Genomic DNA, 14,544 nt, shown 5'->3' on the forward strand with positions numbered 1-14,544 from the left:
ATCTTTTTATATATTCAAATTACTCCTTAAGTGAATCACTGTCAAGAGTGAATTAGCTTCAACCTCCTTGAACATCCAGCCGTTCGTAAAGTATATGACAACGTAGTTGAGAAACTGAAAAAATTGTATTTTCTATACTCATAGTGGCTTCGATGGTCATGTTATCCCTCGCGTATGTGAAACTTGTCCTTTTGATGCATCTAGACAAAAGGCCGATCCGTTATATCTCAACGGATCGGCCTTACGGAATGGCAGACAAATATGTATTCAATGCAGGCTGACTATTACATTTAGCTGATGGCCCCTACCGCTCTCAGCCAGGCATCGGTAATGAGAGCATGTCCAGCCGGTGAAGGATGAACCCCATCCGGTGCCCAGAACGCAGACTCCGCCTTCACAGATGCCGCAGCAAACAATCCATCGAGCGGTACCAGCACAGCACCATACTCACGGGCCAGCTCACGCACCACATGGATTTTCGGGTCCAGATCCTGGCGCCAGCCTTTGCGGTCCTCAGGAACCGGCAGCACAAAAGGCTCAACCAGAACCAGCTTGGCGCTTGTTGCTGCCAGGGTGCGTTCGATCAGATCGCGATAGGAAGCTTCGAACTGTGCAGCCGTAGTCTCCTCACCGGAATCAAACCGGCGCCAGGTGTCGTTGATGCCGATATAGATCGAAACCACAGTCGGCTTCAGCTCCAGGCAATCCTTGTCCCAGCGCTTCTGCAGGTCTGCCGCACGGTTGCCGCTGATTCCGCGGTTGAAAAAGCTCAGTTTCTTTTCGGGATATAGCAACCCAAGGCGCGCCGCTATCATCAGTGCGTAGCCCACACCCAGCGAGGACGGGTCTTCATAGTTTCGGCCCCAATCGGTAATACTGTCTCCCTGGAACAAAATGATATCGTTTTCTTGAAATTCCATACTGAAAAGCCTCCTATAAAACAACAGTTATAGTATAAACAAATCTATTATAGCAAATAGATTTCGGGTGAGCACCTAATGAACAGAATTAATAATTCCGGTGGTGAATTTGTTCACGTTCAGTTCAGCGGTGAGCAAGGCCTCATGTAGCTCCTGACCGAGCCCCTCCCTTTCTCTTCTGAAATATAGAGCCCTCACGAAATTCTTGCTGTTGACCCGGTTGATGTATTGGCTGCGGCTGCTGGGCTGGCTGCCGGAGGCCGCAAGACTGCCAATCCATTCAGCTATACGTTCGCGCGCAAGCAGATTGCCGCGGATCATGGTGTCCACAATCGTAGCCATCCGTTCATCCTCTTCGTCTCTGAAGATGTATACTCCGTTGTGGAGCTTCCTCCGAACCACTTCCAGGACCTCAAGTTGTAACGGCTCATCACATTCCGGACATTGCACCAGTTCATCCAAGGCATCCGCCCCATGGGCCGCCGAGTGGGCCCAGCCGCCTTCTTCAACATAGCCGCGCAGGTCCTTCTCTTCAATGTAATAGCGAAGAAGCGCTGTCTTCACCTTCAGAAAACCAGCAGCATCCAGGAAAGGCCGTTCTCTGTGCCGCTGGATAATAAGTCCAATCACCAGTGTAGTAAAGGTTCTGGTAAACACTGTATCCTCCCCTTGGCCCCCTATGCCATGGAACAGATGCTGCTCATCCAGCAGGACCGCCGTAATCCCGCGAAGCTCGTCAGAAGAGCACAGCCGCTGCTCCAGAATCCATTCATAGAATGCCGGATAGATCAGCTCGTCCCTTAGCTCCGGCTGAGGATCTCCGATATACTCCAGCATCAGGGAGATGAAACGCTGATGCTCTTCGCCTTCACGAAGCCTGTAGTGCTCCGTTTCTATTCTTTGCAAATCGGTCATTAACTGAATTCTGACACTATTCATGGTTTCACTCCATCCATTGATTTACTATGTAAATTAACACAATACCGTAACCCTTTCCAGATCAAAAAAACCTCCAAGCCTAAACGCTCCTTACAGCATAAGGATCGGATAGGCTTGAAGGTCATATAGGACTTTGTAAAATACGATAATTAGTACGCCAGGCTGAACAGGCCTTTGATGTGGGACAAATAACGGATATTGCTCGCTTCCTTCATAAGGGTTGCAGGCAAGCCTTTGAGTGGAGTATTGCTGGCACCGATAATCGCCACTCCGTCTTTGCGTCCCAGGCTGGCAAGCGTACCGGAGTTGATCGGACTGAAGGCTTCAGACGCCGAGTTATTCAGATAAGCATACAGATTGTAGCCGATCAGTTCGCCCATCTGCCAGGCGATTTGTGCGGTCGGCGGGTATGGACGTCCATCTGCTGCGAAGACAACGGCGCTGTCACCTGCCACAAAAACATTCGGGTGCGAGGTCGACTGCAGAAAATCATTGACTGTGGCACGGCCGCGGTTCACTTCAAGACCGGATTCACCGACAAGAGGATTGCCTTGAACCCCACCGGTCCACACGAAGGTATTAGCCACAATCTGCTGGCCATCCTTCAGATCGATCACATTGCCGGCCACATTGGTTACAGGAAGACCAGTCAGGAAAGTTACCCCGCGGGCAGTCAGGCTGGTTACCGCTCGTTCAATCAAGTGATCCGGCAGCACTGGAAGGATCTTGGGCCCAGCTTCTACCAGCATCAGCTTGATATCTTGAGCATTCACACCATACCGTTTGGTCAGCTTCGGCAGCACATCAGCAATCTCGCCTACCAGTTCCACACCGGTCAGCCCGCCGCCGCCAATCAGAATGGCCGCATCGGCAGGATTGTGCGTCTTGGAATATTCACGAATGCGTTCTTCAATATGGGCATGGATTTTTGTCGCATCCGCAGCGGATTTCAGCACCATGCTATACTCTTCCAGCCCCGGGATGCCGAAGTATGCCGTAGTGCTGCCAAGCGCAACCACAAGGGCATCATACGTGAGCGCCGTACCGTCGGATAGCTGCACCTGCTTGTTATCAACGGAGAATGACTTCACCTTGGCAATTTTCAGATCAATGTCTTTTCCGGCAAATAGCTTGGTAAGAGGCATAGTAACAGCTTGTTCCGAGGCACTCCCTGCGGCCAGACGATGAAGCTCGGTAATAATCTGATGCGTCGGATACTGATTGATGACTGTGATTTTAGCTTCAGCCTTACTCATATATTTGCGTACGTTAATAGCACTCAGAAGGCCGCCATAGCCAGCTCCGAGAATCACGATATGTTTTGACATGATAATGTTCCTCCGTCCTTATTTTTGTGGATTACGTTCGCCGCTGACCTGCAGGTATGCATTCATGAAACGGAGCATTTTTTGCACCTGGGGGTCCTTAATCATTCGCATCATGCCGAACAGGCTGATCGTTTCACTGCTCTCGCTGGCACGATCTTTGGCTTCGATCACTGTAGCCGCCATCGTTTTAACGGAATCTACTACAGGCTCCGCAAGCTCCTTGATAGCACCCACTGTATCATTTTTCAGCACTTCATCCGATGCAACAGCCTGCACAAAATCAAGTGATTTGGTTAATGCACCAACCAGCTGTGTAATCTGGGGAAGCTGCTCCACCAGTGTTGTTAGGGATTCCTGCACCTCAGGCTTCAAGAGCTGATCCAGGAGATCTTCTTTGGTAAAAGCTTTGGTTTGAGTAATGGTTTCTGACATAATGAGCGCTCCTTTACAATAGCTTTATTTCATATAGAAGATGGACTAGCAGATGAACGAAATAATTAATCTCTAAATCAATGTGATTATTATAACATTCTCTATGTAATAAATGTCACAATCTTTTTGCCTCTATACCCTTATTTTGTGATTAAAATCACTTCTTTTCTTCGGATTTCGATATATCCCTCATTTTTGTAAAAAAATTTAGTGCAGCGTTACTTTTAGTCATTGACGAAGGTAAAATGCCGTGATATGTTTAGCAAGTAACAAATAGTAAGTTTATTTATTAATATCAGCTATTAATAATTATTAACCACTACATACACAATGGAGGAACGAACATGAGTACTTTTTCAGAATTGGTTCAAGCACGGAGATCCGCAAATAACTTCGTAGAGGGCATCGAGATTCCCCAGGGCGAGCTGGAGGAAATGTTCTCGCTGGCCCGTCTTGCCCCTTCAGCCTATAATTTGCAGCATGCGCATTATAAGGTGGTTGCCAATGAAGAGCTGAAAGAAAAAGTCCGTGAAGCAGCCTATGGCCAATATAAAATCCACACAGCTTCAGCCGTTATCGTCGTGCTTGGAGACAAGCATGCGTATCTGCAGGCACCGGAAATCTATAGCGGCCTGAAAATGCTGGGAGCTATGAGCGCGGAAGAATTTGACGGCACCATTGAAGCCATCAATGGCGCCTACATTGGAAATGACGCTTTTCAGCGCGATGAAGCGATCCGCAATGCCTCCCTGTCCGCGATGCAGTTCATGCTGATTGCCAAGGACAAGGGCTGGGATACCTGCCCGATGATCGGTTTCGATTCTGAAGCCCTCAAGGCGACCCTGAGCCTGCCTGAGAATTTGGTACCGGTCATGCTTATTACCATCGGCAAGGACAACAAGCACAAGATCAGACCCCGCGGCTACCGCAAGCCGGTGAATGAGTTTGTTGAGTTCTTTTGAGTGATGCACGCAGCAAAAAGAGCCATCCGGGACGGATGGCTCTTTTTTGCTTAAACAGTAGTAATTTCTACGCTCTACACTCTGCGGAAACGCCACAGGATACTTTGAAAATCACCATGCAATGCAGGCAGCGGCAATCCCGCATACATCAGATGATCGCCTCCGTATACACCGCCGCCTTCCAGCCATTCATAATCCGCATCCGGATCAAGACCCTTAAGTCGCAGGTAATACAGCTTATCATTAGGCTCAGCCAGTGTACGGACATAGACCACTACAGCCTCTGACTGATCTTCTGCCGCAATCAGCCACGCCGTCTCATTTCCTTCAAAGGAGCTAAGGAGCCGGTATTGCTCCCCAAACTGAACCAGCGGACGCAGTTCTTTGTACAGCGCCACCTGTGCTTTTACCGCCGCCTTTTCTTCTTCTGTGAACTTCGTCAAATCCAGCTCATAGCCAAAATTGCCTGACATGGCCACATGGCCACGGAGTTCCAGGGATGTATTGCGCTGAACCTGATGGTTCGGAACCGCAGACACATGACTGCCCATAGCGCTCAGCGGATAGACGATACTTGTGCCGTACTGGATTTTGAGCCGGCTGACTGCATCGGTGTTGTCACTCGTCCAGGTCTGCGGCATGTAGAAGAGCATCCCGGGATCGAAACGTCCCCCGCCTCCAGAGCAGCTCTCGAACAGCACATCCGGGAATTCCGTGGTGATCCGTTCAAGCACACTATATAGACCAAGCATATAACGGTGCGCCGTTTCGCGTTGTCTTTCCGGCGGCAGCTGTGCAGATCCGATTTCAGTCATATTGCGGTTCATATCCCATTTGACATAGGTGATCGGCGCTGACCGCAGCACAGCAGCAATGCGGTCACCGATCGCCTGGCAGACATCCTCGCGTGAGAAGTCCAGTACCAGCTGTGTACGGGCCAGCGTTCTGCGGCGTTCCTGTACATGCAGACACCAATCGGGATGCTGCCGGTACAGCTCACTGTCCGGCGAGATCATCTCCGGTTCAAACCACAGGCCAAACTGCATGTCGAGCTTATTCACCCGCCGCGCCAGATCCTCCAAACCCTCGGGCAGCTTGTTCGGATCAACCACCCAGTCCCCAAGCGAGCTGCGGTCATTGTCCCGGTGGCCGAACCAGCCGTCATCCAGGACGAACAGCTCCATGCCCAGCTCACTGCCCGCCCGGGCGATATCTTCAATCTTATCGGCAGTGAAATCGAAATATGTAGCCTCCCAGTTATTGACAAGGACAGGACGCGTACGGTCACGGAAGGTGCCGCGGGCCAGCCGCGTACGATACAGCTTGTGATAGGTTCTGGACATTGCGCCAAGGCCAGCCGCAGAGAAGACAAGGACTGCCTCAGGAGTCTGGAAGGATTCTCCCGGCTCAAGCAGCCAGTTGAAATCAAAGGGATTGATGCCCATGGATACACGGGTTGTCTTATACGGCTCAACCTCTGCCTGAGCGGTAAAACTGCCGCTGTAGACCAGACTGACTCCATATACCTCCCCATGATCTTCATCTGCCCCCTTGGAAAGAAGGGCTATAAACGGGTTATGGGCATGGCTGCTTGCCCCTCTGCGGCTCTCCACTCCTTGCATTCCGGAAGCGAGCGGCCGGCGTTCTACATAGCGTTCTCTTGCCCATGAGCCTGACAAGTGCAGCAGATCGTAGCTGGAATCGCGCAGGTCTACGCTCATGCTGAGTCCGCGCAGCAGCTTCAGATCCCCTGCACCTTCATTTATGAAACGCACTGAACGCGTAATCGCATTCAATTCATTAGACACAGTGTAACTAAGGATGATCCGCAACCCGGCTACCGCATCTAGCAGCTCCAGCTCCAGAGTCTCCGCTTCATCCTCATGCTCGGCATAAGTCGCTGGGAGGCCTTGAAGTGCAGGTTTACCGCGATAAATCCGATGGGTATCGTACACAGCCTCGGAGGCTGTCGTCCCGTCAGGTGCCTGAATCTGGTAGGCGGGATGCCTGAAATCCCCAACACCATACGATGGATATTCCTGCGAAATCGTGTCAAAGGAGATTGACATATCTTCAGGATAGGGACTTGGCGAGAAGGAGCAGCGCTCCGTCCGCTGCAGGATAGAAGATAGCGCGGTTGCCCGGATGGCTCTCCCCCAATAGATATGAACCGGGACTCCTGTGGGCAGGAGCTGGAGAACATAGCTGGTTGCACGGCTCTGAATATGAAATATACGTTCCCCCGAATGAAATTGAATTCCCATCTGATCCTCCTAAAATTGGCGGGCGAGGCTTCGCAGTAATTATTCTAACTGGCACCGGAAGCATCGGCCTGAATTTGTTAGCATTCTATTTTCGCGAAAAACTCAATTCAACAGCATGCATTTCATGTTTGTTAGCAAAATACCTATGAATCCTCAATGAAACTGGCTTGTCCTGCAAGCATAGACTAAATTTTGTTAGCACTATCTTAGTATACTATGAAATCTTTTTAAATTCATTAGTGCCAGCAATCATTTTGCATACTGCAGGATGGCGATTGCCGCCCGTTCCCTCCGCTCCGCGTCCTCACTCTGCAAAGCAGCCTTCAATACAGCGAGAGCCTCGGCAACCATCTCATCGTCAACTTTTCCTGCTGTTTTTGCGCTGACTAGACTTTCTGTTGTTGACTCTGTGATCCATAAATCAAGCCTGGCGCCGGGCAGCGTCCCTGTGTATTGCGAAATAACCGCTTCCCCCGTTAACCACTCTCTCAGCGTGTGATGAAGCATCACAAGGGGTACGCTTTTTAGCCAGGTTACTCCCCGTCTGTGGCATCGCCCATCTTCAGCCGAATCGAATGTATCCGCATAAAAATAATCGCCCAGATCCCCCAGATAAGCCCACTCTTCATCCGTTATCAGCACATAATCCCCATCCTGCATGTCGTGAACGAAGATTTGAAGATTATCCAGCGCGGCATCCAGCTCAGCTCCTTCCGGAGTCCCGGTAAGAACCAGACGCTTACGTATCTCCTCCTTGCCTGCATTCGCCAAATCCCCCACGCCGGTATAACCGATGCATACATAATTGTCCTCTAAAAACTCCCGAACCCGCTCCACACCCAGCGGCTCCGTTTTAACCTGAAACAGCTTCATCGTTGGTCATCCTTCCCTTAAATCTCCGCAAGCCTAAGTATAATTAATTATACCTCAAGAAACTAAGGATACTGGAGTATAATAGCGCTTACATTAGATTGTTTTTCAAAACAGCCCCAAATTTAAAGGTTTCGCCTTTTTACGAATCCGGGAAATGACGGTATAATTCAGGTATCAACTCAAGGAACCATACACTGCTGAAAGGAAGCCGGAGGGCAGAAACATTCTCTCCGAAAATAATCTTTGGCAGATGTACTCCCTGAGATTGAGACTATATCTTTGATCCTGTTGCTGAAACTTTCAATCCATCCCGGGACGAAAGGGTATGAGCTTCTTAAAGCTCAAACATTGAACCATGAAACCAATCGTTAGCCAGCGGATGAATTAGAGAAGAATCATAAGCAGGATAGGCAAATTGAATGCCGCCTCGGACGATTTCTACCCGGCTGAGAACAAGGATAGGATAAGGAGTCTGAGAATAACATGGGTATAGTATCTACACCATAAACCCCTATTATTGATGCAAATCAATAGTAGGGGTTTATGTGTGTTCCAGTCTTAGGTTCAGCCTAATAAAACCATGGGTACTGTGCAGGTCCGCTTAAGCACGCAGCAGCCGTAGCATAGAGTCCGCTCCCCTCTGAAATTCATAAGGGACCAACCTCTCTTCAGCAGTCCAGCCTTGGTCCTTAACCGCACAGAGTAGTCTCTCCAGCTCCTTGTATCTTTGGCAGGATAAGTCCACCAGCGGAAAGATCCGAATCTCCGACTTCGTAACTCTCATCAATTCCTCAATGGTCCTGAGATGGAAATCATAGTCCAGCCGGTCACCGTACATAAACAGAAAATGTGCGGACAATGTGAGATCAAAGGTCTGGTCGGCAAACGGAAGCATCGGCAGCTCTACCGGAACATACCGTTCACCAAATTGTTGCCGGTCCAGGGTGCTGATCGTTAAGGCTGACGTCCTTGCCTGCTGTAATTCCTGCACTGAAGCGAACTCTTCCCACACAAAGCTGTCCTTGACCTTACCCACCTGCTGCACGGTGTGATCGATATCTCTCAGCCCTTTGTCCCTCAGCACTTCAGCGGAATAATCATACGCAATATCTGCGGCAACTGATGCCGCACCAAGCTTGTTTGCCTCGGCAGTAAAAGAGCAGGCTCCCGCCGGGCAGTCCAAAATACTCCGTCCCATCAGCTCCTCACGCTGAAGATCGAACATCCGTAAATACTCCTCAAACGTGCGGCCAATAAAAACAATACGCTCCAAATCCAGTTTGTTTCTGCTCATCTCCGCTCAGCTCACCTTTCCTGGTTCCTATTCTCGGCTAAATGACCGGCAGCATCACCAGTTCCTGCCTGATGAAATCATACAAGCTGCGGATGGCCGGTTTCAAGGGGTAATCACCGATCCGGCAAATGATGCCGCAGGTCATGTCCACAGCTTTACCCTCCAGCCTTCGAAATACAGTTCCGGGAGGGACGGGGTCGAGAGTAACCTCAGGTACAAGCGCAATTCCGAGGCCGCTCTGCACATAGAACTTCAGTGCAGACATGCTGCCGATTTCCATCGTATTCAGCGGCGGTCCGGCAGATTCCCTCAGCACGCTCTCCAGTTTTTTGCGGTAGGGGCATGTAGGTGCTGTAATCAGCAGGCGGTGGCCGCGCAGATGATCCGCAGTAATGACGGGTGCGGAAGCCAGCGGATGGTCTTCGGGCATTAACAGCACAAATACCTCTGTAAACAGCGGTTCAAAATGCAGCTCCTTCCCCAGCTCCGGAGCGGAACAGAGCACAACATCCAGTTCCCCTCGCAGGAGCCGCTCACAAAGCGCACCTGAACCGGAGATATCCACGGACAGCTCCATTTTGGGAAACCGTGTCATGAATTTCTGCAGGATGACAGGCAGACGGTAGCTCGCTGTCGGATCAGCAGCACCGATGCGGACATTCCCCGCTTCACCTGACTTCAAATCCGTGATGCTGCTCTGGAGCCGTTCCATATCCTTTACAATTCTGAGGCTTTGTTCATGGAACAACCGTCCTGCTTCGGTGAGTGTAATACCTTTGCCCCGTTCCAGCAATTGAACACCCAGATCCGACTCCAGCTTCTGAATTTGCATCGTGACCGTAGATTGGGCATAATTCAACTCTTCCGCTGCCCGGTTGAAGCTACCGCTCTGGACGATTGCTTGAAAGGTTTTTAGTGTTTTCAGATCCAGCTTCATTCCCTCCCTTCACCTCAAGCCTACGCATACTTAATTCAACCAAATTGAACTCTTCCTTCAATTCATTCAATTATACAAAATCGAACGTGTTATATAAACTGTTGATAAGGATAAAAACACAATCAAGGAGTGAATACGAATGGAATTGTCAGGAAAAGTCGCACTGGTTACAGGTGGAGGGACGGGGATTGGCCGAGCGACAAGCCTCGAACTGGCTGCACGCGGAGCCATAGTCGCCGTCAATTACTCCCGCTCGGAAGCGGAAGCACTGGAAACGGTTCAAAGGATCATTGAAAAAGGCGGACGGGCCCTTGCGGTTCAAGCAAATGTAGCCCGGGACGCAGAGGTACGGAATATGGCTCAGCAGATCGCCGGAAGCTTCGGAACCATCGATTTGCTCGTGAATAACGCGAGTATCACCAGACACATCCCTATGGACGATCTGGAAGCGGCCACGGAGGAGGTGTGGGATGAACTGTACGATGTCAACGTCAAGGGTATGTTTTTCTGCGCTAGAGCAGCGGCGGTATATATGAAAAAGCGCAAGCAGGGAGCTATTGTCAACCTCGGCAGCATTGCGGGGAATACAGGAGCCGGCTCCTCTCTTCCCTATGCTGTATCCAAAGCGGCCATTCATGGTTTAACCCGATCCCTGGCCCGCGCGCTTTCTCCGTACATTCAGGTCAACTGTGTAGCGCCGGGGGCAGTCGCTACCCGATGGTGGACTGGGCGGGAAGAACAAATGCGCCAGCTCGCGCCGAATCTGCTGCTCCAGCGGATAGCCGAACCGGAGGATATCGCACGGTTCATCTGCGCCGCCCTGGAGCAGGAAGCCATGACCGGGCAGATCATTACGGTGGACAGCGGACAGACATTATAAATACGAAGCAGAGTCAGCATGAGTACTTCGTGTGAAGTAAAGCTGTGAGCAAAAGCCGTCAATGATCAAAAACGCAGAGCAGTGATTCTCCGATAACGGGATGATCACTGCTCTGCTATTTTTCTAGCTATAACCCTCAGATAAACCCCTTCTAATTCAGGTATGCGGGTGAGTTACGAAGGTTCATTTCCCCACACCAGATTGCCGGAAAGATAGGCTGGAGCTTTGGTCCAGTCTGCATAATTGGTCCCCGCCCCATTGAAGGAGTAGTCCCCTGTCTGCGTATAGGTGCTCCAGTTCGATTTTACAGCCTGCATCTGGATGTCAATGCTTGCCCCAGCCGCCAGAGATCCTGCTGCGCTGGTAAATCCAATTTCCAGGTAGTAGTCTGCGCCTGTCTTGGCAGACGGCATTTTGACAAAGCTGCCTGTCACATTCGCACTGCCGACCTGGGACCAGTCACAGAAGAAGTTCTGTGTCTGCTCACCGTCAATGGTGTAGTAGTATCTTAATTTCACATCTGACAGCGAAATACTGCTAGTCCCTGTATTGACCAGCTTAAACTTTGGATTGAGGGATTGCACCGACGCTGCTGTTGCACCATTATACATCTGTACTTTAAGTGCTCCGGTAGGTGGGGCTGTTGTATCCACGACACTTACGGCCAGGGATTGCGCAGCTCCGGCACTGAAATTGAAGCTGAGCGTAGTCGTGCCCACCGCCTGTGCTGCCAGATACTCCTTCTTGATCGTTACGGTTGTCCCGCCCAGTGTATAATCCGTTCCGGACACCAGGGTGGCAGCACCGTTCTTGATCGAGCTAAGGCTGTTGCCATTCAGTGTCAGTGTGACTGGTACATCTGCCTGATTCGCTGTCTTCTTGTCAAAGCCCGCGGTGACCGGTGTAATCACCGAATTGGCCGTTCCAGTTGTATCAACGACGGCTACGGTCAGCATTTTTGCAGCACCCGCACTGAAATTGAACGTTAGCTGGGTAGTGCCCACTGCCTGGGCAGCCAGATAAGCCTTCTTAATCGTTACCGTTGTCCCGCTTACACTGTAATCCGTTCCAGCTGTTAGGGTTGCCGCACCGTTCTTAATGGAGCTAAATGTAGTGCCGTTCAGTGTCAATGTGACTGGGATATCGGCCTGGTTTGCAGTCTTCTTATCAAAACTGGCGCTCGTTGGTGTAATCGACGCGCTGGTAACTGGAGGATTTACCGGATCCGCATAAAGTGTGCCTCTACCGTTCGTCCCAAGATAGACACGGCCGTATACTCTGGGGTCACCGGTAATTGCCATGTTGATTTTGGCATATTGATGGGCGTCATCATTAATCCGTACCCATGATGCACCGGCATCATCGGAACGGAAGACACCTCTGACGCCATCGATTTTGGCTACCGTATAGAGGGCCATGTAACTCTGGCCCGGAGCGGCCATACCGAAGCCGATCAGATCGCCTTCCTCAACGTTCGTCAGCTTGGTGAAGCTTGTACCTGAATTAGTAGAGTGCCATATGCCATATTTGCCCTCAACCGCATTGCCGCCGGCAAACCAGATATCGCCTTCGATGCCGGGCACGGCTTTCATACTGATCTGTGCCTGATTCGGCTGGAGACCAGCAACGTTATTGGTTGGGAACCCCGTTGCCGCAGTAGCGCTGAAGGTAGCTCCGCCATCTGTACTGATATAGAAGGTTCCGGCATAGAACGCATAGAATTTGTTCGGGTTCACCCGATCAGATGCCACTTTGGCGCCTGCCGGAACGCCTGTGCTTGCGGTCCAGGAGTTGCCTGTAGTTTTGGAATAGTAGACTCCGATATCCGAAGTGCTCCACAGGATGGAATTGCCGTTAGCCGATACCGCAACCTGTCCTTGTCCTGCAGTCGTCTTGGTTCCGTTCGAAGGCTCGCCATTCGGCATATACCAGTTGACACCGCCGTCATTGGAGATTCCGATTGACTTCATGCTCGGAGACTTCTCTTTATCAGCACCTCCTACACGCACAACATAGGCAGGGCTCAGCTCCGCATAATCGATACCTGTTGTTGTTGCCCAGGACGGGCTCGTCTGGAACTTGACGGGTGCCTGGGTTACATCTTCATAGCGGAATCCGGAAACGTCGCCAAGCGCCGTAATCAGGTGGGCGGTTCCCGATGGAGGGCTGATTAGGCCAAGGACTGCCGTTTCTTCCACTCCTTTGGCCATCACTGAAATATTAACTTTGCCCCCGGTATCCCAGGAGCCCAAATTGTTCGTTCCGTAGATGGTGGCTCCGGTCCCGTACATCATACGATTCGAGTTGAAAGGGTCAATCTCCAGATCCCCCATCATCCAGCCGAGCTTCTGTGATGGATCAATGGAAGTAGGGTTGGTGACGCCATGATCAAGCCAAGGTGCTGCGGTAATGTCCATAGCGAATTTATACGTACGCTCAGGATAGCTGCCCCAGTCCCAGATTCGGCTCCAGGTCGCACCGCCGTTCGTACTGCGGAAAATTACCTCGTCCGGCCACCATGCATTCAGACTTGAAACCATAACGGTGTTCGGGTGCTGGGCGTCTACAGCCAATCCGCCGAAGCCATACCAGTTATCCGTTCCGGTGCTTGGGCTGATATTGGTCCAGGCTCCGCTGGCGGTATTCAGCTTCCACACTTCGCCCTTGCTTCCATCATAAGGGCCGACACCGTTACTGTAGGTGATGTAAAGGTCTCCTGTGGATGACAGCACCCCATGATGGGGCAGGAAGCCGGTTGGCTGTCCGGGAACTGCTGTCCACGTTGCTCCCCCGTCGGTACTGCGGTAGACGCTGCTAGCAGTATCGGCAACACCGACATAGATTGTTTGAGTGGCGCTGCCTAGTGTGCCAGTGCTTTTATCAAAAGTAATCCAGGATAATCCGACCAGATCATTGCCGTAATCCAGTGTCGGATTCTGAATATAGGTGCCCACATTCGGGAAGGAGCTTACCTTCGACCAGGTTACCCCCGAGTCTATACTCTTCCATAATCCGTTGCCGCTGCGTGCTCCAAAAAAGAGAATGCTGTTCTTGTTGGGGTCGATAACCAGCCGCTCCCCTGCGGACCGGCCGGGCATATTGCCCCCAACCTTAAACGGCAGCGGAGTAGACTGCCAGGTATTCCCCCGGTCGCTGGAGCGCATAATCTGCCCGTTATCATCCCAGCTGTTGGTATAGGTGCCTGTAGCCATATATACCTTGTCCGGATTGATGGGGTCCGTGGCGAGCGCATCCACACCGTTCTTGTTCCAGTCTACCCAGCCTACTGCATCACTGATGGATACCCAGCTGCCAGTAGCCTGATTCCAGCGGTATGCGCCGCCGATATCGGTGCGTGCATAGATTAAATTCGGTTCACTCTGATTAAAAATAATGCCGGGCACAAAACCTCCGCCCGCGCCGGTGACAACACTTTTCCAGCTGTAGGCTTCACTTGCCGCTGCACGGGTAATCGCTGGAAAGGCGGTGAATAACGAGCTTGTCATAGCGGCCAGAAGCACAACCAGGCCCAGTTTTCGGATACGTTTACGTGTCACAATTTACGCCTCCTATGATTTGATTTTTCCCAGTCCATTCCTTGTGGTTCTTGGGCTTTTCCCGTTTCCTTGCCCTCCTTCCTGATCCCCGATCTGATCCGGCAAACAGCAGCATGTACATCTGATAACGCTTACATTATAATTGGTAAATATTATAA

The 14,544-nt window shown here is 51.0% G+C and carries 11 protein-coding genes; 2 read left to right on the forward strand and 9 right to left on the reverse strand.

Translation table 11 applies throughout. From position 1 onward, the window contains the following. Window positions 1–290 precede the first annotated feature (290 nt). The 4 genes from A3842_RS04100 to A3842_RS04115 form a co-directional block, all read right to left on the reverse strand. Complete coding sequence (locus A3842_RS04100) at window positions 291–920, reverse strand: SGNH/GDSL hydrolase family protein (RefSeq protein WP_074100538.1); 630 nt, start codon at window positions 918–920, stop codon at window positions 291–293. A gap of 75 nt (window positions 921–995) precedes the next feature. Further along, entirely contained in the window at window positions 996–1,859 is an 864-nt protein-coding gene (locus A3842_RS04105) for a DUF2785 domain-containing protein (RefSeq protein WP_074100539.1), read from the reverse strand. A gap of 149 nt (window positions 1,860–2,008) precedes the next feature. After that, window positions 2,009–3,187, reverse strand: a complete 1,179-nt coding sequence (locus A3842_RS04110) for an NAD(P)/FAD-dependent oxidoreductase (RefSeq protein WP_074100540.1) — start codon at window positions 3,185–3,187, stop codon at window positions 2,009–2,011. 18 nt (window positions 3,188–3,205) lie between these two features. After that, window positions 3,206–3,619, reverse strand: coding sequence for a DUF1641 domain-containing protein (locus tag A3842_RS04115; RefSeq protein ID WP_074100541.1), 414 nt, complete (start codon window positions 3,617–3,619; stop codon window positions 3,206–3,208). A 344-nt stretch (window positions 3,620–3,963) separates the two neighbouring features. Here A3842_RS04115 and A3842_RS04120 point away from each other — a divergent pair, with 344 nt between their 5' ends. Then, a complete protein-coding gene (locus tag A3842_RS04120; RefSeq protein ID WP_074100542.1) occupies window positions 3,964–4,581 on the forward strand; it encodes a nitroreductase family protein in 618 nt (205 codons plus the stop codon). A gap of 74 nt (window positions 4,582–4,655) precedes the next feature. Here A3842_RS04120 and A3842_RS04125 read toward each other — a convergent pair whose 3' ends face one another. The 4 genes from A3842_RS04125 to A3842_RS04140 form a co-directional block, all read right to left on the reverse strand. Next, the gene (locus A3842_RS04125) at window positions 4,656–6,845 is read right to left on the reverse strand and encodes an alpha-galactosidase (RefSeq protein WP_074100543.1); all 2,190 of its coding nucleotides are present in this window, start codon (window positions 6,843–6,845) and stop codon (window positions 4,656–4,658) included. Window positions 6,846–7,094: 249 nt separating this feature from the next. Continuing rightward, a complete protein-coding gene (locus A3842_RS04130; RefSeq protein ID WP_074100544.1) occupies window positions 7,095–7,718 on the reverse strand; it encodes a hypothetical protein in 624 nt (207 codons plus the stop codon). Between the two features lie 601 nt (window positions 7,719–8,319). Beyond that, window positions 8,320–9,012, reverse strand: coding sequence for a class I SAM-dependent methyltransferase (locus A3842_RS04135; protein WP_074100545.1), 693 nt, complete (start codon window positions 9,010–9,012; stop codon window positions 8,320–8,322). 37 nt (window positions 9,013–9,049) lie between these two features. After that, the gene (locus tag A3842_RS04140; RefSeq protein ID WP_074100548.1) at window positions 9,050–9,943 is read right to left on the reverse strand and encodes a LysR family transcriptional regulator; all 894 of its coding nucleotides are present in this window, start codon (window positions 9,941–9,943) and stop codon (window positions 9,050–9,052) included. Window positions 9,944–10,088: 145 nt separating this feature from the next. On the opposite strand from A3842_RS04140, the gene A3842_RS04145 reads away from it, so the two are divergent. Then, window positions 10,089–10,829: an SDR family NAD(P)-dependent oxidoreductase gene (locus A3842_RS04145; RefSeq protein WP_074100546.1), complete on the forward strand. Its 741-nt coding sequence runs from the start codon at window positions 10,089–10,091 to the stop codon at window positions 10,827–10,829. Window positions 10,830–11,002: 173 nt separating this feature from the next. On the opposite strand, the gene A3842_RS04150 is transcribed toward A3842_RS04145, so the two are convergent. Then, a complete protein-coding gene (locus tag A3842_RS04150) occupies window positions 11,003–14,335 on the reverse strand; it encodes a X2-like carbohydrate binding domain-containing protein (protein WP_371915981.1) in 3,333 nt (1,110 codons plus the stop codon). Window positions 14,336–14,544: the final 209 nt, after the last annotated feature.

The organism is Paenibacillus sp. P3E (assembly GCF_001909045.1).
Lineage (GTDB): Bacteria > Bacillota > Bacilli > Paenibacillales > Paenibacillaceae > Paenibacillus_AQ > Paenibacillus_AQ helianthi.

What these genes read in the sequence shown, in the direction of transcription:
- A3842_RS04100 (WP_074100538.1), bottom strand. Translation starts at nt 920, where the DNA reads ATGGAATTTCAAGAAAACGATATCATTTTGTTCCAGGGAGACAGTATT.
- A3842_RS04105 (WP_074100539.1), bottom strand. Translation starts at nt 1,859, where the DNA reads ATGAATAGTGTCAGAATTCAGTTAATGACCGATTTGCAAAGAATAGAA.
- A3842_RS04110 (WP_074100540.1), bottom strand. Translation starts at nt 3,187, where the DNA reads ATGTCAAAACATATCGTGATTCTCGGAGCTGGCTATGGCGGCCTTCTG.
- A3842_RS04115 (WP_074100541.1), bottom strand. Translation starts at nt 3,619, where the DNA reads ATGTCAGAAACCATTACTCAAACCAAAGCTTTTACCAAAGAAGATCTC.
- A3842_RS04120 (WP_074100542.1), top strand. Translation starts at nt 3,964, where the DNA reads ATGAGTACTTTTTCAGAATTGGTTCAAGCACGGAGATCCGCAAATAAC.
- A3842_RS04125 (WP_074100543.1), bottom strand. Translation starts at nt 6,845, where the DNA reads ATGGGAATTCAATTTCATTCGGGGGAACGTATATTTCATATTCAGAGC.
- A3842_RS04130 (WP_074100544.1), bottom strand. Translation starts at nt 7,718, where the DNA reads ATGAAGCTGTTTCAGGTTAAAACGGAGCCGCTGGGTGTGGAGCGGGTT.
- A3842_RS04135 (WP_074100545.1), bottom strand. Translation starts at nt 9,012, where the DNA reads ATGAGCAGAAACAAACTGGATTTGGAGCGTATTGTTTTTATTGGCCGC.
- A3842_RS04145 (WP_074100546.1), top strand. Translation starts at nt 10,089, where the DNA reads ATGGAATTGTCAGGAAAAGTCGCACTGGTTACAGGTGGAGGGACGGGG.
- A3842_RS04150 (WP_371915981.1), bottom strand. Translation starts at nt 14,335, where the DNA reads ATGACAAGCTCGTTATTCACCGCCTTTCCAGCGATTACCCGTGCAGCG.